This window comes from Pseudonocardia sp. NPDC049154, assembly GCF_040648315.1.
In the GTDB taxonomy this organism is placed as follows: domain Bacteria; phylum Actinomycetota; class Actinomycetes; order Mycobacteriales; family Pseudonocardiaceae; genus Pseudonocardia.
The window spans coordinates 25030-47405 of sequence record NZ_JBEZDN010000058.1; the positions used below are offsets into that span (position 1 = coordinate 25030).

The following is a 22376-nucleotide window of genomic DNA, read 5'->3' on the forward strand; positions in this document are numbered from 1 at the left end:
TGCCCGCTGCGCCGGGTGTCCCGGCCGGGCTGGTGGCCCGGCACCACCGGACCCACCGCCGGGCACCCGCCCTCGACCCGACGATCGCCCCGACGACCGTGAGGAGACCCGCATGACACTCACCGACACCACACCCCACCCCACGCCCGCGAGCGACCCCCGCGACCGGCTCCCCACCTCGCGCCCGGTCGGGACGGTGCTCGTCACCGGTGCCGCCTCCGGCCTCGGCCGGGCCGTCGCCGAGGCCGTCGCCACGGCGGGCGGCACCCCGCTGCTCGTCGACCGCGTGGACCCGACGCCCGGCCTGACCGAGGCCGCCGACGCCGCCCACGCGCTCGCCGACCTCGCCGACACCCGCGCGGCCGAGGAGGCAGTCCGTGCGCTCGTCGAGCGGGCGGGCGGCGTCGACGGCGTCGTCACCTGCGCGGGTACCGACGCCTGCGGCCGGATCGACGAGGTGTCCGCCGAGGACTGGGAACGCGTGATCAAGGTCAACCTGCTCGGTACCGCCGCGGTCATCCGGGCCGCGCTGCCGAGCCTGAAGGAGCGTCGCGGGCGGATCGTCACGGTCGCCTCCACGCTCGGCCTGCGCGCCCTGTCCGACGCCTCGGCCTACTGCGCCTCCAAGTTCGGCGTGCTCGGGATGAGCCGCGCCCTGGCGGCGGAGCTGGCCGGCGAGGTCGGGCTGACCACGCTGGTGCCCGGCGGCATGGACACCGCGTTCTTCGACGGCCGTACCGAGCAGTACCGGCCCGGCCCGGACGCCAAGCTCAACGACCCGCGCAACGTCGCCGCCACCGTCCTGTTCGCGCTGACCCGCCCCGAGGGGTGCGAGGTCCGCGAGCTGGTGGTGTGCCAGTCCGAGGAGCCCTCGTGGCCCTGATCCCCGTGTCGTGCGCCCCGGTCGCCTCCGTGGCCGCGGCCGCGCGCATCCCCGACCGGCGGCCCCGGGTTCTCGTGCTGGGCGACGTCGTGCTCGACGGCTGGGTGCGCGGCAGCGCCCGCCGGGTCGCCCGCGACGGGCCCGTCCCGGTCGTCGAACCGTCGTCCGAGGAGGTCGCGGCCGGCGGAGCGGGCAACGCCGCCGTGGCGCTGGCCGCGCTGGGCGCCGACGTCGAGATCGCCTGCACGGTCGGCGACGACCCGGACGGCCGCACCCTGCGCTCGGCGCTGGCCGAGGCCGGCGTCCGCACGGACCGGTGCGTGCTCGACCCGGCCCGCGCGACGGCGGCCAAGCGCCGCATCGTCGCCGGCGACCCGCCCGGGCAGCCCGTGGCCCGTTACGACGTGGTGCCGCCGGGCCTTCCCGGCAGCGCGACCGTCCGCGCGCTCGCCGACCAGACCACCGCGGCGCTGGCCGACGGCCCCGACGCGGTGCTGGTCGCCGACTACGGGCTCGGCGCGCTCTCGCCCGCGGTGCGCCGGCGGATCGCGCGGGCGCGCAGCCGGATCCCGCTGCTGGTCGTCGACGCGCACGACCTCGCGCCGTGGGCCGAGCTGACGCCCGACGCCGTCACGCCGAGCGTCGAGGAGGCCGCCGCCGTGCTCGGCGTCGACCTGCCCGAGCGCGACCGGCTCGCGTGGGGGCTGGAGCACGCGTCGGCACTACGCGCGGCCACCGGGGCGTCGGAGGTGCTGCTCACCCTGGACGTCGACGGGTCCGTGCGGCTCCCCGCGGACGGCACGCCGTTGCGGCGGCCGGCGGGGGAGCACGCACCGCCGTCGGGCGCCTGCGGGGCCGGCGACGTGTTCGCCGCGGCCTGGACCGTGGCCGTCGCGTCGGGGACGCCACGGGAGGAGGCGCTGTCGCTGGCGCAGACCGCCGCCGACGTCGTCGTCACGTTGTCGGGGACCGCGGTATGCACCGCCGCGGCGCTGACCAGCCGGCTCGCGGCCGGGGACCCGGGCAGCGTGCTGTCGCACCGGGACCTGCTGACCGTGCTGGCCGAGCACCGGGCGGCCGGGCACCGCATCGTGTTCACCAACGGCTGCTTCGACGTGCTGCACCGCGGGCACGTGGCCTATCTGCGGGAGGCCGCCGAGCTGGGGGACGTGCTGGTCGTGGCCCTGAACAGCGACGACTGCGTGGCCCGGCTCAAGGGTCCGACGCGCCCGGTCAACCCGCTCGAGGACCGCGCCGGGGTGATCGGCGCGCTGGCGGCGGTCGACCTGGTGACCTCGTTCGACACCGACAGCCCGGTCGAGCTGCTCGACCTGGTGCGGCCGGACGTCTACTGCAAAGGCGGGGACTACACCCCGGAGATGCTGCCGGAGACGCCGGTGGTGGAGCGGCTGGGTGGGGAGGTCCGGATCCTCGGTTACCTCGCCGACCACTCCACCAGCGCCATCGTGGCGCGGGCCGCCGAGGGGGCCGGGCGATGAGCTCCGTCGTGGTCGTCGGGGACGTGCTGCTCGACGTCGACGTGCACGGCGAGGTCGAGCGGCTCTGCCCGGACGCGCCCGTCCCCGTCCTCGACGTCACCGGTGAGGTGGCGCGGCCGGGCGGGGCCGGGCTGGCCGCGGCGCTGCTCGCCGGCTCCGGGGTCCGGACGACCCTCGTCGCGGCCCTCGCGGAGGACGGCGAGCGGGTGCGCGGGCTGCTCGCGCCGACGCTGGACCTGATCACGGGGCCGGCGACGGGCGGGACCCCGGTCAAGTGCCGGTGGCACTCCGGCGAGGGCCCGTTGCTGCGCACGGACACGGGCAGCGGCCGCCCGGCCGACGAGTTCGGCGAGACGGTCCGCACCGCTCTGAGCCGGGTGCTCGACGGTGCGGGCGCGGTGCTGGTGTCGGACTACGGCCGCGGTGTCACGGCCGACCCACAGGTGCGGCGGATGCTCTCCGGCGCCGTCGCGGCCGGGACGCCGGTGGTGTGGGACCCGCACCCCAAGGGCTCCGACCCGGTGCCCGGCGTGATCATGACGCCGAACGCCGAGGAAGCCGCGGGCGCGCTCGGGCTGCCGGGCGGGGACGCGGTCGGCTGTGCCGCAGAGCTGCGACGACGGCGGGAGAGCCACGCCGTCGTCGTGACGCGGGGCGACCGGGGCGCGGTCCTGGTGACCGCGTCGGACCGGGTCGCGGTGCCCGCCCTGGACGTGACGGGCGGCGACCCCTGCGGCGCGGGCGACGCCTTCGCGGGCCGGCTCGCCGCGGCCCTCGCCGGCGGGGCGTCGCTGCGCGCGGCGGTGGAGCGCGCCGTCGAGGCCGCCGGCCGGTTCGTGGAGGCGGGTGGTGCCGCGACGGTCCGGTGCATCGACGGCCGGTGGACCCAGGTGTCGCCCGCGAACGTGTCCGAACGCGCCTCCTGACTCCCGTGAGTGCGAAGTGCTGCGAGAGGGGCACTTCGCACTCACGACCGGTGGTGAGCCGGCCTTCCCCGCGAGTCGGGAGTTCTGGCACCGCGAGTCGGGAGTTCCGGCACCGCGAGTCGGGGGTTCCGGCACCGCGAGTCGGGGGTTCCGGCACCGCGAGTCGGGATTTCCGCACCCGTGAGTGGGGCTCGGGGCTCCCGCGGAATGCGCCATCAGCTTTCGCGAGTCGGGATGTCTGGACGTGATCGCCGCTCGGGACCGGCTGCGGCCGGATGTGGCGCCGAGCGGTCCGGGACGGCGATCATCGCCTCGAGAAGCGGACGAGTCAGCCGCGCGGCGCCTCGTCGTCGTCGACCGGGACCTCGCGGTGCTGTTCCAGCACGTCGTAGGGGTCGGCCTCGGTGGTCGGGTCGATCTCCTCGTCGTCGAGACCGGTGCCACGGTCGATCACGTCCTCGAGGTCCGCGGCGGGGTCGGTCGCGATCTCGTCGTGGGCGATCATGTCGGGCCGGGTCACGTCGTCGCGGCTGTCGCGGGTCGGCTCGTTCATGAGGCCTCCGTACCCGCGGTGGCGGGCTCGACACACCCGCTCGACGCGGTGACGTCGAGGCACGTCGCCTCCACCTCGTCCACGCCGATCGCGAGCAGGGCCGGATCCGGGTCGTCGGCGAACGGGTCGCCCCTACGGATGTCGGCGTGCGTGAGGGCACGGTGGGGACCGGTGGGCGGGCCCCAGCGCTCCGGCCCGACCGGGCCGAACAGCACGACCGACGGCCGCCCGAACGCGGCGGCGAGGTGCGCGATCCCGGTGTCCCCGCTGACGACCAGCGCCGCACCGGCGACCAGGGCCGCGAGCTCGGCGATCGAGGTCCGCCCGGCGAGGACACGGTCGTCGGACAGGTCGGCGGCCGCCGCGACCCGCTCGGCGAGGGGCCGCTCCTGCGGTCCGCCCGTCACGACGACGGGGCCGAGCGGGGCGAGCCGGCGGGCCAGGGCGGCGAAGCGGTCGGCCGGCCAGCACTTGGCACCGAAGGCCGCGCCGGGATGGATGACGACGGGACGTGCGGGTCCGGGAGCAGTGCCGGCCGGCGCGGGGAGGCGGAGGTCCTCGGGATCGGCCGGGATGCCGTGGTGGGCGAGCATCGCGCACCAGCGGACGCGCTCGTGCAACGTGTCGAGCTCCTCGGCCGGCGGACCGGGCCACCCCAGCTCGGGGCGGCCCGGTCCGATGCGACGACGAGGGTGCAGGGCGTCGAGTGCCCGATGGCTCTGGGGGCCCGCGCCGTGCAGGTTCACGGCCACGTCGACCTCGCCGCGGAAGGCCAGCGCGTCGGGCGCCGGGGTGGGCAGCACCTCGTCGACCGCGCCGATGAGCGCGGCGAGCGGTTCCAGGACTCCCGCGGTGGCCAGCACGATCCGGTGCTCCGGGTGGTGCCGGCGCAGCGCCCGCAGCGCGGGCACGACGGTCAACAGGTCGCCGAGGTTCAACGCCCGCAGCGCGAGCAGGACGGGAGCCGCCACGGAGATCGACTACCCGCTGCCCGCGCCACCAACCGTGGCCGAGCCGAGCGAACACCCATCGCCGATTTCCCGGAATCGCCGACCCGGTCGTTTGTGACCGCCGACTCGGGGAGGGCGGGCGGGAGTCGCGGTGCCAGAACTCCCGACTCGCGGTGCCAGAACTCCCGACTCGCGCTGCTGGATGTCCCGACTCGCGGAGCCCGGAGCCCGGAGCCCGGAGCCCGGAGCCCGGAGCGCGGCTCGCGGGGCGGGAGGGGGCGCGCTACTTCAGCGGGGCGAGCTGGACGCGGTCGGCCAGGACCTGCACCGCCTCGGCGCCGCCGGTGCCGAGCCCGTGCCGGACGACGTTGAGGGCGCCGCAGGCCGCACCGACCTTCAGCACGTCCTCCCACGACCCGCCCGCCGCGAGCCGCGCCGTCATCCCCGCCGTCTGCGAGTCGCCGGCGCCGCGCGGGTCGTTGGCCTGCACGGGCGGCGGGGTGATGGTGAGGATCTCGTCCGACTCGCCGTCGAGGGCGAGCGCGGGCTCGCCCGCCCGGCTCACCACGACGGCCCGCGCCCCGTCCTTCAGCAGCTGCCGCATCGCCGGCACGACGTCGTCGACCTCGGTGGACTCGGCCCGCGAGTGCGCCACCAGCTCCTCGTCGCTGACCTTGAGCAGGTCGACCCCGGCCTCGACGACCGCCTCCATCCGCTCGCCGGCAAGGTCGGCGACCACCCGCACACCGTTGGCGCGCAGGTCCCCGGCCAGCCGCTGGTACAGCCGGGACGGCACGACGGTCTCGGACTGCGGGCCGGACAGCAGCACCGTCCCGGCCTGCAGCCCCTCGGCGAGGGTGAGCTCGTAGAGGCCGTCGAGCTCGTGCCGGTCGAGCGGGGCCGGGAGCTCGGCGGCGATCTCGACCCGGCCCTCGTCCTCCGGCTGCCGCCGGTCGTGCACGTAGCCACCGTTGCGCGCCGCGGTCTCGACGAACCGCAGCTCCATGCCGTCGACGGCGATCATCCGCTCCAGCAGCCTGCCGGTCTCCCCGCCCAGCCCGGCACACAGCCGCACCGGCGCTCCGAGCGCGGCGAGCATCCGCGCCTGCCAGACGCCCTGCCCGCCGGCGTGGACGTGCAGCTCGGGCTGTCCGGCGCGGTCCTCGATGGTGACGGTGATGAGGGGGGAGGGGGCGAAAACGACGACGAGCGGGCACGAATCCGACATACCGGTCTCGTACCCGCCCGTCCGCGGCCCTACTCCGGAGGCCTGCTCACGTGTCGACGCGCGGCACGCTGCCCGGCCGGCTCGGCGACGTGGTGTCCGCGTGTTCGCGGCAGGTGTCCGTCTCCGGACGGGCCTCCAGCCGCTCGTCGTCGATCTCCTTGCCGCACACGGCGCAGCGGCCGTACTCGCCGGCCTCGATCCGCTCCAGGGCCGCGACGACCTCGGCGCGCTGCATCCGCAGCGTGCCCAGCGCCAGGTCGTCCTCCATCGCCTCGGTCTCCCGCGAGCCGCGGTCGCCGAAGTCCATGCCACCGGACAGCTCGTCGGAGTCCCGCTGCTCCTCCTGGTCGCGGGCCTCCTCGCCGGCCTCGTGGTCGAGCCGCTCGAGCTCGGCGGTCAGCTTCTCGCGGGCCTGCGTGGTGTTCATGCGTGCGTCCTCTCGTCGGTCAGGCGCGCGGAGTGGGCGAGGCGCTCGGGCACGAGCAGATCGGGGTCCTCGCACAGGCCGCGCAGAGCGGTCAGGGTGGGGTGGCCGGCGGCCAGCAGGGCGCGGTCGCTGTCCGGCTCGGCCCGCTCGCCGGTCTCGGCCTCGCGCAGCAGCAGGCCCTGGCCGTCGGCGTCCTCGACCAGGGTCTGGACGACACCGCGCGGGTCCAGCGGGGCGAGCCGCAGCTCGCGGTGCTCCTCGACGGGCCGGTCGGGCACGTTCAGCGACAGCGTGGTGCCGAGGGGGCTGTCGAGCAGCAGCTCCAGCACGCGCGGGAGGTACCCGGTCACGGCCTCCCAGTGCTCGTCCTCCTCGGCGCCGAGGGCGACGTCGAGCGAGACGGCCAGACCACGCCGGTCGTGCAGGCCGGCGGTGAGGGCGGCGCCGACCGTGCCGGAGTGCAGCACCGCGCGCCCGACGTTCCCGCCCCGGTTGATCCCCGACAGGACCAGGTCGGGTGCGGGGTCGAACCAGCCCTGCAGACCGGCGACCACGATGTGCGCGGGCGCCGCCCGCACGGCGTACGCGGGCAGCCCGGACGGGCCCTCCACCTCGCGCACCACGGTCCGGCCGTCCTCCTGGACGGCGGTGATGGATGCGCTGGCGCCGGAGAACTGGTGCTCGGGGGCGGCGATAACGACGTCGAGCCCGGCCTCGCTCGCGGCCTCGGCCAGCACGGCCAGGCCGGGGGAGTCGATGCCGTCGTCGTTGGTCACGAGGGCACGGGTGCGCGTCATCGTCGGGGAGTACCCGTCCGGTCGGGACCGACACCGGGCCCCGGATCGGGGGCGAGATCGGTGTGCTCGTGCCAGCGCTCGGCGGCGGCCTTGTCCAGCCCGGTCAGCCGGCGCAGCCAGCCGGGCAGCGGCGCGGTGTAGGCCGGGCGGGGCGGCCCGCCGGTGCCGGTCGGCCCGGGCAGCAGCCGTTCGACGGCGGTGAGCAGCCGCAACGTCGTCGAGGGCGCGAGGGCGTGCACCCGCGACCCGATGTTGGCCAGCGGCGTCAGGATGATCTCCGGAGTCCCGCGCAGGGTGGCGCGGACCAGGCGGGCGGCGGCCCGCTCGGCGTCCATCGACACCAGCGGCAGGGACGCGCCGACCGTGAACCAGGACCGTTCCGCCTGCGCCTCGCCGGTCACCAGCGCGTTGCGCGAGGAGCCGGTCCGCATCAGCCCGGGCACGCCGACGGTCACCGACACGCCCTGCCGGCCGGCCTCCAGCCGCAGCCCCTCCGCGAACCCGACGGCGGCGTGCTTGGCCGCCCCGTACGGCAGCAGGTGCGGGGCGGGGAGCTTCCCGCCGATCGACGTCACGGCGAGGATCCGGCCACCGGTGCGGGCCAGCAGCGGCAGCGCCTCCAGCGCGGGCCGGGCGAGCCCCCAGAACATGACGTCCATGGCCTGCTCGTAGTCCTCCTCGCGCAGGTCCGCCTGGGGCCCCACCTGGATGATGCCGGCGTTGGCGACCAGCACGTCGAGCCGGCCGAACTCGCGCTCGGCGGTGCCCACGAGCTCGCGGGCGGCCTCGGGCCTGCCGACGTCCGCCGCCACCGTCACGACCCGCGCGCCGCGTGCCTCGAGGTCGGCGCGGGCGGGCTGCAGGCCCTCGGCGTCCCGGGCACAGAGCAGCAGGTCGTGACCGCGGTCGGCGAGCTCGCGGGCGATCAGGTAGCCCAGGCCGCGGCTGGCGCCGGTGACCAGGGCGACCGGGCGGACCGGTGCATCGGGGGTGGCCATGGGGGAGGGATGCCCGGCACGGCGCCGTCGACACCCCGGCGCGGCTCACCCGCCGTCACACCAGGAAGAGCTCCGCCTCGGCGCAGCCGGGCCCGGTGTCCGCGCGCCCCGCCGCGAGGCCGGCGACGGCCCGGTCCTTGCGTTGCAGCACTCCGCCGGAGAGCCGGAACCGCCGCACCGCCTGCCGGGGGAGGAGCGCGATCCCGGAGGGTGTGCCGTCGTCGCGCCACGGTTCGAGCACGTACCGCAGCAGCCGGACGCGGTGCTCCCGGGCGACGCGGGCGGCCACCGCGCCGACGAGGTCGTGGTCCGGGTGGCCGTCCTGCTCCCACGGCGCGACGAGCAGCGTGCCCTCCGGGTCCGCGCGGACGAGGTCGGCCAGGGCGGCCTCGACGTCCGATCCGGCGTCGAGGCGGTCGTCCGGCGGAGGCAGTGGGGCCGGCAGGCCGAGCCGGTAGCGGCGCAGCGGGTCGAGACGCAGCGCGGTGTAGCCGCGAGCGACCGACGGCCGGTCGCGCCGGTCCTCCGCGTGGTCCTCCGCGTGGTTCTCCGCGTGGTTCTCCGCGTGGTTCTCCGCGTGGTTCTCCGCGTGGTTCTCCGCGTGGTTCTCCGCGTGGTTCTCCGCGCGGTCGCGCGAGTGGGCGCCGGGGCGCTCCGGGCCGCCGTCGCCGTCCGTCACGGCGAGGGCCTCGACCGCGCAGCCGGCCTCGGCGAGCGTCGCCATCAGCCCGCCCGCGGCGCAGAGCTCCTCGTGGAGGTGCGCGGTCGCGGCCACGCACCGCCGGACGTCCGGGACCGGGAGGGCGGGCGCGCCGGTGAAGCGGCCGCGGGCGGCGACGGCCGCGAGCCAGGGATCACAGGGCCCCCGCACGACGAGCTCACCGCCCCTCCGCGACACGCGGCACGACCTGCACCGTCATGCCTGGGCGACTACCCGGGTGCGCCACCCGCCATGCACCCGGGCGAGGGGATGTCCGGCCGCATGCGACGGCCCGGACCGGGTAGCCGCGGCCCGGAACGACCCCGACCCGAGAGGTGGACGAGCATGAAGGTCGTCGTGTGGAACGGGCCCGGCGACATCGCGCTGTGCGCCGCGCCCTCGCAGGCAGCGCAGTGGGCGGCGACGTTTCCGATCGGCGAGGTCATGAACCGCAACCTCACCGTGAAGGCCGGCAACTGCCCGCACCGCGCGCGGCTGCCGCGCATCATCGACCTGATCGCCTTCGGCCGGCTCGACGAGGGCCGCGCCGTCACCACGCGGGAGGGCATGACCGGCGCCGTCGAGGCGTACGAGACCTTCGACCGGCACGAACCGGGGTGGACCATGGTCGTCGTGGACCCCGCGGCGTGACCGGCGCGACGAGCCCGGGCCGGATCGAGGCCGACCCGGGGGAGGGGAGCGGGGCGGCGGCCGTCGAGGTGCTGGTGCCCACCCGCAACCGCCCCGTGGAGCTGGCCACCACGCTGGCCGGCCTGGCCGCCCAGGACCATCCGTTCGACGTCGTGGTCTCGGACCAGTCCGACGCCGCCGCCTCCTACGAGACCGAGCCCGCGCAGGCGATGATCCGGGTGCTGGAGCTGCGGGGACACCGGGTCCGCACCCGTCGGCATCTGCCCCGCCGCGGCGTCGTCGAGCACCGCGCCGCGCTCCTGGGCGCCTCGACCGCGCGGTACGTGCTCTTCCTCGACGACGACGTCTGGCTCGCGCCCGGCACGATCGCGCTGCTGCACGAGGCGATCACCGAGCTGGGTTGCGGCATGGTCGGCGCGGCCATGCAGGGCCTGTCGCACCTCGACGACGAGCGGCCCGCCGAGCAGGAGCCGTTCGAGCGCTGGGAGGGCGCGCCGGTCCCGGAGACGCTGCACCCGGACACCCCCGAGTGGGAACGCTGGCGGCTGCACAACGCCGCCACGCCGATCCACCTGGCCCGCAGGCACCTCCGCGCCGGCGAGCGCCGGCTGGCCTACAAGATCGCCTGGGTGGCGGGCTGCGTGCTCTACGACCGCGAGGCGCTCGTGGCGGTCGGCGGCTTCGACTTCTGGCGGGACGTGCCGGAGGAGGCCGTGGGCGAGGACGTCGTGGCCGAGCAGCGGGTCATGGCGAAGTTCGGCGGGGCCGGGATCCTGCCGTCCGGCGCCGTGCACCTGGAGTCGGGCACCACGATCCCGGACCGCCCGGTGACCGCCGACGGCGTGCTCAGGGGCTGAAGACCGGGGATCGGGAAACCGGGAGCGCCGCCCGCACCGCGGCCGCGACCGCCGCCGGGGGGAGGTCGGCCATGCAGGCCGGCCCTCCGGTGGCGGTGAGCGGGCACCGGGCCTCCCACCAGCACATCTGCTCGGTGATCGCCGTGGCCCGCCGGTGCGGGCACTCCGGCAGGCCCTGCAGGTTCGTGGCCGGGTCGTCGAGCCCGTAGCGGGCGGCGAGGGTGGGGCCGAACAGGCCGACGGTGCGGGCACCGACCGCCGCCGCGACGCGTGCCGGACCGGTGTCGCCGCCCACCACGACCCCGCCGCGGCGGGCGACGGCGGCGAACCGGGCCGCGAGGCCGCGCAGGTCCGTCGGCGGGAGTTCCGGTACGGGCGCGCCGGGGCCGACGGCCACCACCGGGACCTCGTCCAGCAGGTCGGCGAGCGCGGCCCAGTGCGGCCACAGCTTCACCGCCATCCCGGCGCCCGGCACGAGCACGACGGGCACACCCGTCGGCAGGTCGGCGTCGGCCGCGCGGACCTCGGCGTCGGTCAGGTGGATCCGCGGCGGCCGGTACTCCGGCGCGACGAGCCCCTCCCCGGCGAGGATCCGCACGTAGCGGCGGGAGACCGGCTCGTCGGGCGGCGGGGAGCGCCACAGGTTCGTGACGCCCGGGATCCCGCGCTCCTCGACCAGGTCCGGGATCCCGTGCAGCCGGGTGGTGCTGACGACGAGGTCGGTGTTCTCCAGCGCGGCCTCGACCGCCGCACGCTCCCGGCCCTTCTCCGCGCGCAGCACCTCGGCCACGGCGGGATCGGACTCGAGCAGGGTGGCGCCGGGGTCGTGGGTCAGCACGCGCAGCGCGGCCCCGGGGAACCGCTCGGCCAGCCCGTGCACCACGGGCAGCGCCATGACCAGGTCGCCCAGCCCGCCGAGCAGGTCGATGACCAGGATGTCGTCAGGCACCCGCACGGACCTCGGCGTAGATCTTCCGGTGCAGCTCCGCGATCCGCTCCCAGCTCCGCGCGGCGCCGACCGCGTCCCCGCCGGCGGCCACGCGCAGGCGCAGGGCCGGGTCGTCGAGCAGCCTGCGGAGGGCGTCGGCGAGGGCCGCGCCGTCGCGGACCGTCGGGGCGACCACCACGGTCTCCCCGTCGACCAGCTCGGGATCGGGCGGGTCGGCGCGGGTGACGACCGTCGGCAGGCCGTGCGCGAAGGCCGACAGCAGCGCGCCGCTCTTGGTCGTGGCGCCGGCGGTCAGGGGGAACGCGGCGAGGTCGGCGGCGTGCAGGGCGGCCGAGACGTCCTTCTCGGGCAGGTGCCCGGTCACCGTGACGTGCTCGGCGACGCCCGCCGCCTCGATCTGGCCGAGCAGCTCGGTCCGGAAGGCCTGTGCCTCGTCCTCGGGCAGGGCCAGCGAGGTGAACCCGCCGACGACGAGCAGGTGCAGCCGGTCCCGGCCCTCGGCGCGCAGCCGGGCGAGCGCCTCGGCGAGGTACCGGACGCCCTTCACGGGGTGGACGAACCCGAAGAAGGCGACGACCTCGGCGTCGTCCGGCACCCCGAGCCGGCGGCGCGTCTCGGTGCGGGGCGCGGGTCCGAGGTCCGGCACGTTCGGCGCCAGCGGCACGAGCACCGGCTCGACGCCCATGCGCTCGCGCAGGGTCCGCTCGTGGCCCGCGTTCGTGGTGAGCACGGCGGCGCTGCGGGGGACGAGCCGCCAGGTCTCGCGGTCGACGCCGCGGCGCTCCACCGCGCGCCACACCCGGCCGGGCACCCACGACGGGGAGGCCCACCAGCCGTACTCGTGCACCGTCGTCACGACGGGAGCCCGGACCAGGTCGGGCAGCAGGCCGGGCCAGGGGGAGAAGCCGAACGCCGAGGGCGCGAACTGCACGTGCACGACGTCCGGCCCGAGCGCGCGGATCCGCCGCGCCGCGCGGGCGACACTCGTGGGCGAGCCGGCCACGCTCACGGGCTCGACGTGCTCGCCGGTCTCCCGCAGCGTCTCGACCAGGTGGGCGGTGTAGTCGGCCACGCCGTCGCGGGCGGGATCGGCCCCGCCCTGCACCATCACGATCACCCGTGGACGGTTCCCGAGGAGCAGGGCGCGAAACGGGCGGGTTGATCGACGCCGGGGTTGACGGGCGGCCGGGCGGGAACACACCTGACCGTGTTCGAGCATCCGGCGGCCCTGGTGGGCGCCCCCGTGAACTGGCCGGCGCTGCGCCGGATCCTGGTCGTGCGGCCGGACAACCTGGGCGACGTCCTGCTCACCGGCCCCGCCCTCGCCGCGCTGCGGGCCGCGGCCCCGCACGCCCGCATCGAGCTGCTCGCCTCGCCCGCGGGCGCGGCCGCCGCCGCCCTGCTGCCCGAGATCGACGACGTCGTGGTCGCGCGCGTGTCCTGGCAGCAGATCGACGGCCCGACCGGCGAGGACCGGGACCCGGACGCCGCCCTGGTCGCCGATCTTGCGGGCCGCGCCCACGACGCCGCGGTGCTGCTGACCTCGTTCTCGCAGTCCCCGTGGCCCGCCGCGGAGGTCTGCCGGCGGGCGGGGATCCCGGTCCGGGCCGGGCTGTCGAAGGAGTTCGGCGGAACCGCGCTCACGCACTGGGTGCCCGCCCCCGACGACGGCCTGCACCAGGTCGACCGGGCCCTCCACCTGCTCGGGCGGCTCGGGATCCCCGCGACCGCTCGCACCCTGCATGCCGCGGTCCCGGCGGCGGGCCACAGCGACGCGCGGACCGCGCTCGCCGGGCTCGGGCTGTCCCCGGGCCCGTACGCCGTGCTGCTGCCCGGCGCCTCCTGCCCGTCGCGGCGGTACCTGGGGTTCCGCGAGGTCGCGGCCGGGCTGGGGAGCCGGCTCCCGGTGGTCGTCTCCGGTCCGGCGGCGGAGGAGGAGCTGGTCCGGTCGATCGCCGACGGGCTACTCGGGGTGTTCCCGCTGGCCGGCGCGGTCGACGTGCCGGGCCTGGCCGGCCTGCTCGCCGGGGCCGCCGTCGCCGTGACCAACAACAGCGGCGGCATGCACCTCGCCGACGCCGTCGGCACGCCGGTGACCGTGCTGTTCGCCGGCACCGAGGACGTCGACCAGTACCGGCCCCGGTCGGTGCCCGCCGCCGTCCTCGGCCGCCCGGTCTCGTGCAGCCCGTGCCGCCAGTTCCGCTGCCCCTTCGCGCTCGAGTGCCTCGACGTGCCGCCGGCCGAGGTCGTGGCCGCCGCACTCGACCTCGCCGGCACCTCCTGTGGTGTGGAACCGGGCGCACTGGGAATCCCGGTCGCATGAGCACTCCCCGAGAGAACGAGCCCGAGGTGCGCGACGTCATGGTCCCCGAGGAGCAGGCCCACCCGGATCACCGCGAGCACGCCAAGACACCGCACCCCGTCGACGACGACGAGCTCGAGGCCCGCACCGAGCACGAGCGGCGTCAGGTCGACGCCGACCGCTGAGCCGGTCCGCGGAAGGGGCGCGATCCTGCGGGATCGCGCCCCTTCGCCGTGTCCGGGACGGGATGTCGGGCGGGTAAGGCGGTCGTGACGGCTTCGTAGACGGCGAGAATTCCCTCGCCAAGGCTTTTCGCCGCCGGCGAGATCATCCAGCGCGGCACGTTTTCAGGAGGACGTCTCGACCCAGGAAAAGGTCACTTCCCAGGACGGCACGCCAATCGCCTACCGGCGTCGCGGCGACGGGCCGCCGTTGGTGCTGGTGCACGGGACATCCGCCGACCACAGCCGGTGGGCTCCCGTCCTGCCGGCGTTCGAGCAGCGCTACACGGTCCACGCCGTCGATCGTCGCGGTCGCGGTGGCCGCGGCGACTCCGAGGACTTCGCGATGGAGCGGGAGTTCGAGGACGTGGCCGCCGTGGTGGACTCGCTCGGGGAGCCGGTGAACCTTCTCGGCCACTCGTACGGAGGGCTGTGCGCTCTCGAGGCGGCCTTGGTCAGCCGCAACGTCCTATCTCGCGGTACCGACGCTGCTGCTGAACGGAAGCGAGAGTCTGCCTGTCTTTCGATCGGCCGAAGAGGCCGTGGACGCGGCGCTGCCGGACTCTCGGATCGTCGTGATGCCCGGACAGGGGCACGTGGCCATCGACACCGGGACCGACCTCTTCGCCGCCGAGGTCCTTCGGTTCACCGAAGATCCCCACTGAGGCACCTCCGGCGTGCCCTGGGTGTTCGAGTCAGCGCGTGTTTCGCGGATCATGGCGATGAGGATGCGGCAGATCGAGTCGGTGCTCGATCGTCCTGAGGTCCCACAGCGCCCGGGCTCGCACGCGTCGTTCATCCCACCGGCGTCAGTACCGGTGGTGGTCGTCGGCGGGGCGTGCGGCTGCGGTCGATCCAGGACGGGGGAATGAACTCGGGCAGGCCGTCGACCATCCGGATCTCCCAGAGGGAGTGGTGGATGAGCCGGTGGTGGACGGTGCAGAGCATGACCAGGTTGCCCAGGCTCGTCGGGCCGCCGTGTTGCCATTCGCGCACATGATGGATCTCGCACCAGGAGGGTGGCCGGTCGCAGCCGGGGAAGGCGCAGCCGCCGTCGCGGACGGTGACCGCGCGGCGTAGCCCGTCGGGGACGGTGCGGGAGAGGCGGCCGACGTCGAGGGGGACGCCGGTGCCGTCGAGCACGACCGGGATGACCCCGGCGTCGCAGGCCAACTGGCGCAGGGTCTGCGGGGTGAGCCGGCCGCCGAACTCCAGTGCGGCGGACGCGGCGCGCCGTTCGAGGTCTTCGAGGCGGACGGTGACGGTGAGCTGGGGGCGGCGGCCGCCGGTCTCGGGCAACCGCCCGCGGGAGAGGACTTGGGCGCAGGCTTCGGCGAGCGCTTCGGCCTGCCGTTCGGCGGTGCTGCGGTGGTCGTCGGTGTCGCGGGGGGCGGCGCCGGCGTCGACCGCGGCGGCGATGGCGTCGAACATCGCGGCGTCGAAGCGGCCGCTCACCTTGCCGCCGGGGCGGGTGCGGAAGCGGAACAGGCGGAGTTCGTTGAGCTGCGCGGGCGGGGTGTCGTCGGGCTCGGGCCCGTCCTGGTCGAGGATCTCGAGGAGTTGGGTGCCCCAGGTGTGCAGCTCGGAGGGTGTGTAGACGGCGGCTTTGCCGGCGAGCTGGACCTCCGCGCCGGCCCAGGTCTCGGGCGGCAGTCGTCCGGCGGGGCCGCTGTCGAGCAGCCGGGCGATGACTTCGACGTGCCGCAGGCCGGCCTCGCCGCAGGCGAACACGGTCGCGGTGGCCGGCAGCCGGGCCGGCAACGGCGCACCGTCGAGGCCGATCTGGGCGCAGACGTTCTCGGCGGCGAGCACCCGGCGGCGGGCCTCGAAACGTTCCCAGCCGAGCAGGTCGCTCAACGCCCCGGCCGGGGAACGATAGCCGCGCTCGGCGAACACACCGCGCCGCTGCAGGTCGGCGGTGGCGTCGACCACGGCCCGGTCCAGGAAGCGTCGGGCCTCTTCGTAGGCGCGGAGCGCGTCGATGACCTCGTCGGCCGTGGCGGTGGGTCCGGCGGCGTCGACCAGCTGCGCGATGGCCTGCTGAAGGCGGTCGCGCCCGGTGCCGACGGGCTCTGCGTCCATGCTCTGATTCTACTCGAACTGATGTTCGATACGTTGTCTATCGTCGCAGGTCGCCGGCCATTCGGCGCGACGTCGAGGTGTCGCCACGACCGCGTCGCGCGGAGCCCGAACCACTCGTCGCGCCCCACTCACCGCTCCCCACCAACGAGCCCACCGCACCTGAATGGTCGAGCACGTGCCGCTGCGGAACTCCACCTCGCGCCCCCGCACAGATGAAGGGGCGCGACCCCCACGGATCGCGCCCCTCATCTCGTCCCGGACGACACTCTCACCTCCGCCGCCTCCGCAGCACGAGCAGGAGCACCGCGAGGAGGGCGGCTCCGGCTCCGGCGGCCACGGCCGACGTGCGGTCCCGGCCCCCGAGGGCCGAGTCGAGGGTGCTCACGGCCTGCTTGGCCGTCCCGGCGGTCCGGGTCAGCACCTCGCGCCCGACCTCCTGCGCCTGGCCGACGCCCGCCTTGACCTGCTCGGTCGCCTGACCCACGCCCGCCTTGACCTGCTCGGTCGCCTGACCCACGCCCGCCTTGACCTGGTCGGTGGCCTGGTCGCGGGCGGCACGGGCGCGGGAGCCGACGTCGACGCGGTCCGCGAGCGCCGCGGCCGTGCGGCCCAGCTCGGCGCGCTCGGCGGCGATCCGGTCCCGCAGCTCCTCGGGGGTCGGCTCGCTCACCGGTGGACCTCCCGCTTGATCGTCTCCACGTCCGCCTTGGTGCTGTCGATGGCCTGCTCCGGCAGCGGCGGGGTGCCCCGGCTGATCTCCTTCTTGGCCACGAGTGCGAGCACACCGCCGAGCGCCACGAGCACCGCGCCGACGATCAGCGCCGACGCCCACACCGGCAGCACGAGGGCCAGCGCGGCGATCGCGGCGGCGATGAACGCCAGGCCGCCGGCGAGCGCGAGCATCGTGCCCGCGCCGGCCAACCCGGCCCCGATGCCGACGGCCTTGCCCTTGGCCGTCACCTCCGCCTTCGCCAGCTGGACCTCGTCGGTCACGAGGGTCCGGACCTGGTCGGACAGCTGCCGGAGGAGGTCGGCGGTGGACAGCTCGGCCGGGTCCCGCCGGGCGGGCCCGTCCCGCTGGTCTGGATGGAGTGAGCTGGTCATGACCCTCGGCTACCCCCGGCGCCCGGCGCTACACACCGCAGGTCACCCGGTCGGTCGCACCCGCAGTCGTACGGCGAAGGGGTCCACCCCGGCCGGCAACAAGGCCTGCGGATCCAGCTCCGGGACCGCGAGCTCCAGCTCCCGGCCACGCAGCAGGTGCGCCAGGAACAACGACGTCGTGAACAGGACGAGCTCGCGGCCGGGGCAGCGGCCCGGGCCGGCGCTGAACGGGACCAGGGCCGGGTCCTCCTGCGCGGCGCCGTCGAGCCACTGCTGCGGGTCGAAGCGGTTCGCGTCGGCGCGTGTGCGGCCGTCGCGGTGCAGGAACCAGGTCGGGATGACCAGCGCGGTCCGCCCCTCGAGCTCCCCGTCGTCCCACCGGACCGGGCGGGAGGTCTCGCGCAGCAGCAACGGCGTCGTCGGCCACAGCCGCACCGACTCGAGGACGGCGGCGCGCAGCCGGGGGAGGTCCTGGGGCAGGGCGAGGTCGCGGTCGTCGATCTCCTCCCGGGCCCGCGCGAGCTCTGCGGGGTGGGCGACGAGCGCGGCCAGGGCCCGCAGCGCCACGGCGCCGGCGGGGTCGTAGGCGAAGAGCCACTGCGGCACCTGGTCGACGGGATCGACCTCCGGGTCCGCCGGGGTGCGGGCGATCATCTCGGCCAGGCTGCCGGGCTCGGCGCGCTCCAGGTGCGCGCGCACCCGGTCGCGGAACCGCTCCCGGCGGGCCCGGTGCCGCGGCAGCAGGAAGGACCAGTTCGCGGCCTTGCGCAGCCGGGTCAGCTCGTCGGTGAGGTCGTGGTCGTCGCGGGCGCTGTCGCCGAGGACGACCCGGCGCACCAAACGCCACCAGGCACGGATGAAGGCGTCCCAGTCCAGCTCGCCGCTGCGGTCGACCTCGCGGCCGAGCTGCTCGGCCTCCTGGGCGACCGCGCGGGCCATCACCGAGGCGTTGTGGTGCAGCGGGTGGCCGCTGTCGAGGACGGCCTCGTTGAACCGACGCCGCTCGGCGCGGACCTCGCCGTGCGAGACGAGCACGCCGTGCGGCTGGAACTGGCCGAGCGCCTTGCGTTTCTCCCAGGTGTCCGGCGCGAAGGGGTCCGGCGTCCCGTCGAGCACCCGCCGGACGCCCTCGCCGTCGAGCACGAGCGCGGCCCTCCGCCCCGGCAGCCGCAGCCGCACCGGGCCGGGCCCGTAACGGGTCGCGACGTCCTGCAGGATCCGGACGCCGCGGCCGTCGGCGTCGAGTTTGCTGGCCAGCGCGACGACGCTGCGGCGCCGCGCGATCACCCCCTGCGCCACGATGGGCAGGATCGCCCCCGCGACGCGGAGGGTGTCGCGGCCGGAGGCGAGCGGCAGGCCGGGCTCGCCGGTGCGGCCGGGCAGGCTGTCGAGCGGGGTCTGCTGCGTGGTCATGGCAGGCCCGTACCCGGTGCCCCGCCGTTCTCACGTGGCCCCGGGCACGTCGGGCAGGGCCGGACCGTCAGTCCCGGCTCCGTTCGGTCGGGTCGTCCTCGGGCATGTGGCCCTGCGCGGCGGGCACGTCGACCTGCGGGCCGCCCGGCACCTCGGCCATGGGCTCCACGCCCTCGGCCTGGTCGTCGGGCTCCGACCCCGGCGGTGCGGCCGGCGAGCGCTCCTCGGTCGTCGTGTCGTGCAGGGTGCGCACCCGCTCGGGGCGCGGGTCCTCGTCACGGCTCATGAGTGGGTGCTACCCGACGCGCGGGTATCCACTCGCGACGCCGGTGTGACCGTCGCGTGACGATGCGGTGCCCGATTCGTCATCGGGGCCCCCGGCCCGTCACCATGCTCCGATGGCAGCAGCGTCGGGAACGGACACGGCCTCCGCGCAGGCCGCGCCCCTGCACGGCCTCACCGTCGGGGTGACGGCCGAGCGCAAGGCGGAGGAGCTCGCCGGGCTCCTCGAGCGGCGCGGCGCCCGGGTGCTGCACGGCGCGGCGGTGCGGATCGTCCAGGTCGAGGACGACGAGCGGATCGTCGACATCACCCGCGGGCTGCTCGCGGCGCCGCCGGACGTCGTCGTGGCGACCACCGGGGTCGGGTTCCGCGGCTGGCTGGCCGGGGCCGAGCGGTGGGGGCTGCGGGAGGAGCTCGTCGCGGCCCTCGGCCGCGGGGAGATCCTGGCGCGCGGGCCGAAGGCGCGCGGGGCGATCCGCGGCGCGGGCCTGACCGACGCGTGGTCCCCGGCCACCGAGTCCTCCGCCGAGGTGCTGGAGCACCTGCTGGACCGCGGGGTCGCCGGCTTGCGGATCGCCCTTCAGCTGCACGGGGACCCGCTGACCGACCTGGTCGACGCGCTGTCGGCCGCCGGCGCCGAGGTCGTCACCGTGCCGGTGTACCGCTGGGAGCTGCCCGCGGACCTCGGCCCCGTCGACCACCTCACCGACCGCCTGGTGGCCGGCGGGCTCGACGCCGTGACCTTCACCAGCGCGCCCGCGGTCGGCGGCCTGCTCCGCCGGGCCGACGAGCGGGACCTGCGGGAACCGGTGGTCGAGGCCCTGCGGCGCACCCTCGTGGTCTGCGTCGGGCCGGTGACCGCGGCTCCGCTGGAGGCCCACGGCGTGCCCAACGTCCAGCCCGAGCGCGCCCGGCTCGGGCCGATGGTGCGGGCGCTCGAGGCCGCGGTGGCCGCCCGGGCCTGACGGTCAGGCGGGGCGGGCCCGTCGCAGCACGGCGAGCAGGACCCCGCCCGCCAGCCCGGCACAGCCGAGGGCCAGCACCTCGTAGGAGGTCGCGGCCACCGTGAGGCCTGCGACCGATCCGCCGAGCGCGCCGCTGAGGTTCACCACGATGTCCGCCCGGCCCTGCCACCGCGGCCGCTCGGCCGGCGGGACCGTGTCGACGAGCAGCGCCGACCCGGCGACCAACGCGGCGGACCAGCCGAGCCCGAGCAGCACCAGCCCGGCCGTCAGCCGGAGGTGGTCGTGCGGGCCGGCCGTGCCCGCGACGACGCCGGCGGCCACCAGCAGGCCCGCCCCGGCCGCGAGGACGGGGAGCCGCCCGAACCGGTCCGAGGCCCAGCCGAAGACCGGGCTGAGGGCGTACATGCCGGCCGAGTGCGCGCCGATCGCGAGCCCCACGACCCCCAGCCCGGCGCCGCCGTGCTCCAGGTGGACCGGCGCCATCGACATCACGGCGATCATCACCAGCTGGGCGACGACCACCACGGCGAGGGCCAGGGAGAGGGGCGCGATCGGCGTCCCCGTCCGCGGCTCCTCGGGCGCCGGCTCCTCGAGGTCCACAGCACGGTGGTGCGTGCGGGCGAGCCGCAGCGGATCGGGGCGCAGGCCGGCGGCGACGATCGTCGCGGCCGACGCGAACAGCAGGGTGCAGAGCAGGTAGGGCCCGGCACCGGGGACCAGGCCCGCCGCGGCGGCCGCACGCTGCGCCGGTGCGGCGAGGAGTGGTCCGCAGACGGCGCCGACGGTCGTCGCCGCGAGGACCACGGCGAGCGCGCGGGCCCGCCGGTCAGGGGCGGCGAGGTCGGTCCCCGCGAACCGGGCGGCCAGGCCGGTCGCCGTCCCGGTCCCGAACGGCACGCACGCCAGCAGCAGGAGTGCCCAGCTGCCGAGGACCACCGCGAGCGCACCGCCCGCGGCGCCGACGGTCGCCGTCGTCCAGCCGCCGACGAGCGCGGCGCGCCGCCCGAGACACGACGCCGCCCGGGCGAGCGGCACCGCGGCCAGCGCCGCGCCCAGCACCGTGCAGGTCAGCGCGAACCCGCCGACCACGTCGGAGCCCGACAGCCGGGCCGCGGTCAGGGCCGCGATCACGACCCCGGTGCTCACCGCGGCCCCGCCGACGACCTGCGCCGCGACGAGCACGGCCAGGGTGCGCCGCTGCACGCGGGCGAGCCCGGCCTCGTGCGTCCGCGTCGCCGTGATGGTGGTCGTCGTCATGGCCCCGTCCTCCCGCGGCCTCCCCGTGGCGGCCTCGGGAGGAGGATCGGGCGCCGGGGTGCTCCGGCTCATCGGTGCCGGCCACCCATCCCGGCGCGACCGACACCCATCTCGGGAGAGCCTGTCGGCCCGGCACGTGGACGGGCTCCAGCCGGATGTCGTCGGGGTCGCGAGAGATCAGGCCCGATCTGCGCAGCGGCGGAGATGGGCACCCGTGGGCGGTACCTAGGTGGTCGGTCACCCATGTCCGGTGTGCCGCCCCGCTGCGAGACTCGGTGCCCGGCGGCGATGCGGGGAGGCACGGTGGAGGGACGGCGGGACCTGCTCGAACGCGAGGCGGCACTGGCGACGCTGCGCACGGCCCTGGCCGACGCGCAGGGCGGCGAGGGCCGCGTCGTGCTCGTGGCCGGCGAGGCGGGCATCGGCAAGACGAGCCTGGTGCGGGCCTTCACGGCCGCGGCGGCCGACGACGGGGCCGTGCGCGTCGTGCGCGGCTCGTGCGACCACCTGCTGACGGCCCGCGAGCACGGCCCGTTCCACGACGTCGCGCGGCGGGCGCGGACGGACCTGGCCGCCGCGCTGGCTGCGGGCTCCGCGGACGAGGTGCGCGACCTCCTGCTGGCCGAGCTGTCGGTCCCCACCACCGTGCTCGTGATCGAGGACGTGCACTGGGCCGACGAGGCGACCGTCGACGCGCTGGCCTTCCTCGCCCGCCGCCTCGACACCCTCCCCGCGCTCGTGGTCCTGACCTGCCGCGACGGCGAGGTGCTGCCCGGCTCGCCGCTGCGCCGGCTGCTCGCGCTGGTCCGGCCGCCCGCCGGGCTCCGGGTGGCCCTGGCCCCGCTCTCGGCCCGGGCGGTGTCCGCGCTGGCCGGCGGGTCGGGCCTCGGCCTGCGGTTGCACGCGGTGACCCAGGGCAATCCGTTCTTCGTCACCGAGATGCTCGCCGCCGAGGACGAGGGCGTCCCCGCCTCGGTGCGCGACGTCGTCCTCGAGCGCGTGGCGACCCTGCCGGAGCGCACCCGCACGCTGCTCGACCTGCTCGCGGTCGTCCCCGCGCGCGTCGACCGGGCCCTGCTCGACGCCGTCCACCCGGACTGGGCCAGCGACGCCGAGCCGGCCGAGCGTCGCGGGATCGTCGAGCTCGCGGACGGCGGGCTGGACTTCCGCCACGACCTGTCCCGGATGGCCGTGGCGGACGTGCTGCCCGGGGCCCGCCGGCTCGGGCTGGGTGCCGCGGTCCTGGCCGCGCTGCTCGCGCAGGAACCGCGGGACGAGGCGCGGATCCTGCACCACGCCGTGCTCTGCGGCGACGCCGCCGCCGTCGCCGCC

General features: G+C 76.4%; 25 protein-coding genes. 10 read left to right on the forward strand and 15 right to left on the reverse strand.

What is annotated here, in order from left to right:
- Window positions 1-112: 112 nt before the first annotated feature.
- From AB0B41_RS24825 to AB0B41_RS24835, 3 genes are read left to right on the forward strand one after another with little or no spacing between them, the layout of a single operon-like run.
- Complete coding sequence (locus AB0B41_RS24825; RefSeq protein ID WP_358207248.1) at window positions 113-883, forward strand: SDR family oxidoreductase; 771 nt, start codon at window positions 113-115, stop codon at window positions 881-883.
- Complete coding sequence (locus tag AB0B41_RS24830) at window positions 874-2382, forward strand: PfkB family carbohydrate kinase (protein ID WP_358207250.1); 1509 nt, start codon at window positions 874-876, stop codon at window positions 2380-2382. Before AB0B41_RS24825 ends, AB0B41_RS24830 begins: the two co-directional genes overlap by 10 nt.
- A complete protein-coding gene (locus tag AB0B41_RS24835) occupies window positions 2379-3308 on the forward strand; it encodes a PfkB family carbohydrate kinase (RefSeq protein WP_358207252.1) in 930 nt (309 codons plus the stop codon). The genes AB0B41_RS24830 and AB0B41_RS24835 overlap by 4 nt, the downstream gene beginning before the upstream one ends.
- Window positions 3309-3636: 328 nt before the next feature.
- Here AB0B41_RS24835 and AB0B41_RS24840 read toward each other — a convergent pair whose 3' ends face one another.
- From AB0B41_RS24840 to AB0B41_RS24870, 7 genes are all read right to left on the reverse strand, one after another.
- Window positions 3637-3861, reverse strand: a complete 225-nt coding sequence (locus tag AB0B41_RS24840) for a hypothetical protein (protein WP_358207254.1) — start codon at window positions 3859-3861, stop codon at window positions 3637-3639.
- Complete coding sequence (locus AB0B41_RS24845) at window positions 3858-4832, reverse strand: glycosyltransferase family 9 protein (protein WP_358207255.1); 975 nt, start codon at window positions 4830-4832, stop codon at window positions 3858-3860. The genes AB0B41_RS24840 and AB0B41_RS24845 overlap by 4 nt, the downstream gene beginning before the upstream one ends.
- A 262-nt stretch (window positions 4833-5094) precedes the next feature.
- Window positions 5095-6039 carry a PfkB family carbohydrate kinase gene (locus AB0B41_RS24850; protein ID WP_358207257.1) on the reverse strand — a complete coding sequence of 315 codons (945 nt, stop codon included), beginning with the start codon at window positions 6037-6039 and terminating at the stop codon, window positions 5095-5097.
- Window positions 6040-6085: 46 nt separating this feature from the next.
- Window positions 6086-6466 carry a TraR/DksA C4-type zinc finger protein gene (locus AB0B41_RS24855; protein ID WP_358207259.1) on the reverse strand — a complete coding sequence of 127 codons (381 nt, stop codon included), beginning with the start codon at window positions 6464-6466 and terminating at the stop codon, window positions 6086-6088.
- Entirely contained in the window at window positions 6463-7263 is an 801-nt protein-coding gene (locus AB0B41_RS24860) for a 5'/3'-nucleotidase SurE (protein ID WP_358207261.1), read from the reverse strand. The genes AB0B41_RS24855 and AB0B41_RS24860 overlap by 4 nt, the downstream gene beginning before the upstream one ends.
- Window positions 7260-8261 (reverse strand): SDR family oxidoreductase, encoded by a 1002-nt coding sequence (locus tag AB0B41_RS24865; protein ID WP_358207263.1) that lies wholly within the window; start codon window positions 8259-8261, stop codon window positions 7260-7262. The genes AB0B41_RS24860 and AB0B41_RS24865 overlap by 4 nt, the downstream gene beginning before the upstream one ends.
- Window positions 8262-8316: 55 nt before the next feature.
- Window positions 8317-9159 (reverse strand): PIG-L family deacetylase, encoded by an 843-nt coding sequence (locus AB0B41_RS24870; protein WP_358207265.1) that lies wholly within the window; start codon window positions 9157-9159, stop codon window positions 8317-8319.
- 147 nt (window positions 9160-9306) lie between these two features.
- Between AB0B41_RS24870 and AB0B41_RS24875 the strand changes: the two genes are divergently transcribed.
- Window positions 9307-9612, forward strand: a complete 306-nt coding sequence (locus AB0B41_RS24875; RefSeq protein WP_358207267.1) for a hypothetical protein — start codon at window positions 9307-9309, stop codon at window positions 9610-9612.
- The gene (locus AB0B41_RS24880; protein ID WP_358207269.1) at window positions 9609-10469 is read left to right on the forward strand and encodes a glycosyltransferase family A protein; all 861 of its coding nucleotides are present in this window, start codon (window positions 9609-9611) and stop codon (window positions 10467-10469) included. The genes AB0B41_RS24875 and AB0B41_RS24880 overlap by 4 nt, the downstream gene beginning before the upstream one ends.
- On the opposite strand, the gene AB0B41_RS24885 is transcribed toward AB0B41_RS24880, so the two are convergent.
- Window positions 10459-11418 (reverse strand): glycosyltransferase family 9 protein, encoded by a 960-nt coding sequence (locus AB0B41_RS24885; protein ID WP_358207271.1) that lies wholly within the window; start codon window positions 11416-11418, stop codon window positions 10459-10461. The genes AB0B41_RS24880 and AB0B41_RS24885 overlap by 11 nt on opposite strands.
- On the reverse strand, window positions 11411-12526 hold the full coding sequence (locus AB0B41_RS24890; RefSeq protein WP_358207298.1) for a glycosyltransferase: 1116 nt from the start codon (window positions 12524-12526) through the stop codon (window positions 11411-11413). The genes AB0B41_RS24885 and AB0B41_RS24890 overlap by 8 nt, the downstream gene beginning before the upstream one ends.
- Before the next feature lie 99 nt (window positions 12527-12625).
- On the opposite strand from AB0B41_RS24890, the gene AB0B41_RS24895 reads away from it, so the two are divergent.
- From AB0B41_RS24895 to AB0B41_RS24905, 3 genes are all read left to right on the forward strand, one after another.
- On the forward strand, window positions 12626-13741 hold the full coding sequence (locus AB0B41_RS24895; protein ID WP_358207273.1) for a glycosyltransferase family 9 protein: 1116 nt from the start codon (window positions 12626-12628) through the stop codon (window positions 13739-13741).
- Entirely contained in the window at window positions 13738-13905 is a 168-nt protein-coding gene (locus AB0B41_RS24900; protein ID WP_358207275.1) for a hypothetical protein, read from the forward strand. The genes AB0B41_RS24895 and AB0B41_RS24900 overlap by 4 nt, the downstream gene beginning before the upstream one ends.
- A 256-nt stretch (window positions 13906-14161) precedes the next feature.
- A complete protein-coding gene (locus AB0B41_RS24905) occupies window positions 14162-14704 on the forward strand; it encodes an alpha/beta fold hydrolase (protein WP_358207301.1) in 543 nt (180 codons plus the stop codon).
- Window positions 14705-14736: 32 nt separating this feature from the next.
- Here AB0B41_RS24905 and AB0B41_RS24910 read toward each other — a convergent pair whose 3' ends face one another.
- The 5 genes from AB0B41_RS24910 to AB0B41_RS24930 all read right to left on the reverse strand — a co-directional run bounded on the left by AB0B41_RS24910 (window position 14737) and on the right by AB0B41_RS24930 (window position 18826).
- Window positions 14737-16023, reverse strand: coding sequence for a DUF222 domain-containing protein (locus AB0B41_RS24910; RefSeq protein WP_358207277.1), 1287 nt, complete (start codon window positions 16021-16023; stop codon window positions 14737-14739).
- 268 nt (window positions 16024-16291) lie between these two features.
- A complete protein-coding gene (locus AB0B41_RS24915) occupies window positions 16292-16693 on the reverse strand; it encodes a DUF3618 domain-containing protein (RefSeq protein WP_358207279.1) in 402 nt (133 codons plus the stop codon).
- Window positions 16690-17127, reverse strand: a complete 438-nt coding sequence (locus AB0B41_RS24920) for a phage holin family protein (RefSeq protein ID WP_358207281.1) — start codon at window positions 17125-17127, stop codon at window positions 16690-16692. The genes AB0B41_RS24915 and AB0B41_RS24920 overlap by 4 nt, the downstream gene beginning before the upstream one ends.
- Window positions 17128-17169: 42 nt before the next feature.
- Window positions 17170-18540 (reverse strand): cytochrome P450, encoded by a 1371-nt coding sequence (locus AB0B41_RS24925; protein WP_358207283.1) that lies wholly within the window; start codon window positions 18538-18540, stop codon window positions 17170-17172.
- Window positions 18541-18607: 67 nt separating this feature from the next.
- Entirely contained in the window at window positions 18608-18826 is a 219-nt protein-coding gene (locus AB0B41_RS24930; RefSeq protein WP_358207286.1) for a hypothetical protein, read from the reverse strand.
- A gap of 112 nt (window positions 18827-18938) precedes the next feature.
- On the opposite strand from AB0B41_RS24930, the gene AB0B41_RS24935 reads away from it, so the two are divergent.
- On the forward strand, window positions 18939-19787 hold the full coding sequence (locus AB0B41_RS24935) for a uroporphyrinogen-III synthase (protein WP_358207289.1): 849 nt from the start codon (window positions 18939-18941) through the stop codon (window positions 19785-19787).
- A 3-nt stretch (window positions 19788-19790) separates the two neighbouring features.
- Here the strand turns inward: AB0B41_RS24935 and AB0B41_RS24940 are convergent, their stop codons facing one another.
- The gene (locus tag AB0B41_RS24940; protein ID WP_358207291.1) at window positions 19791-21044 is read right to left on the reverse strand and encodes an MFS transporter; all 1254 of its coding nucleotides are present in this window, start codon (window positions 21042-21044) and stop codon (window positions 19791-19793) included.
- A 303-nt stretch (window positions 21045-21347) separates the two neighbouring features.
- Here AB0B41_RS24940 and AB0B41_RS24945 point away from each other — a divergent pair.
- On the forward strand, window positions 21348-22376 hold a 1029-nt coding region (locus AB0B41_RS24945; protein WP_358207293.1), incomplete at its 3' end, for an AAA family ATPase.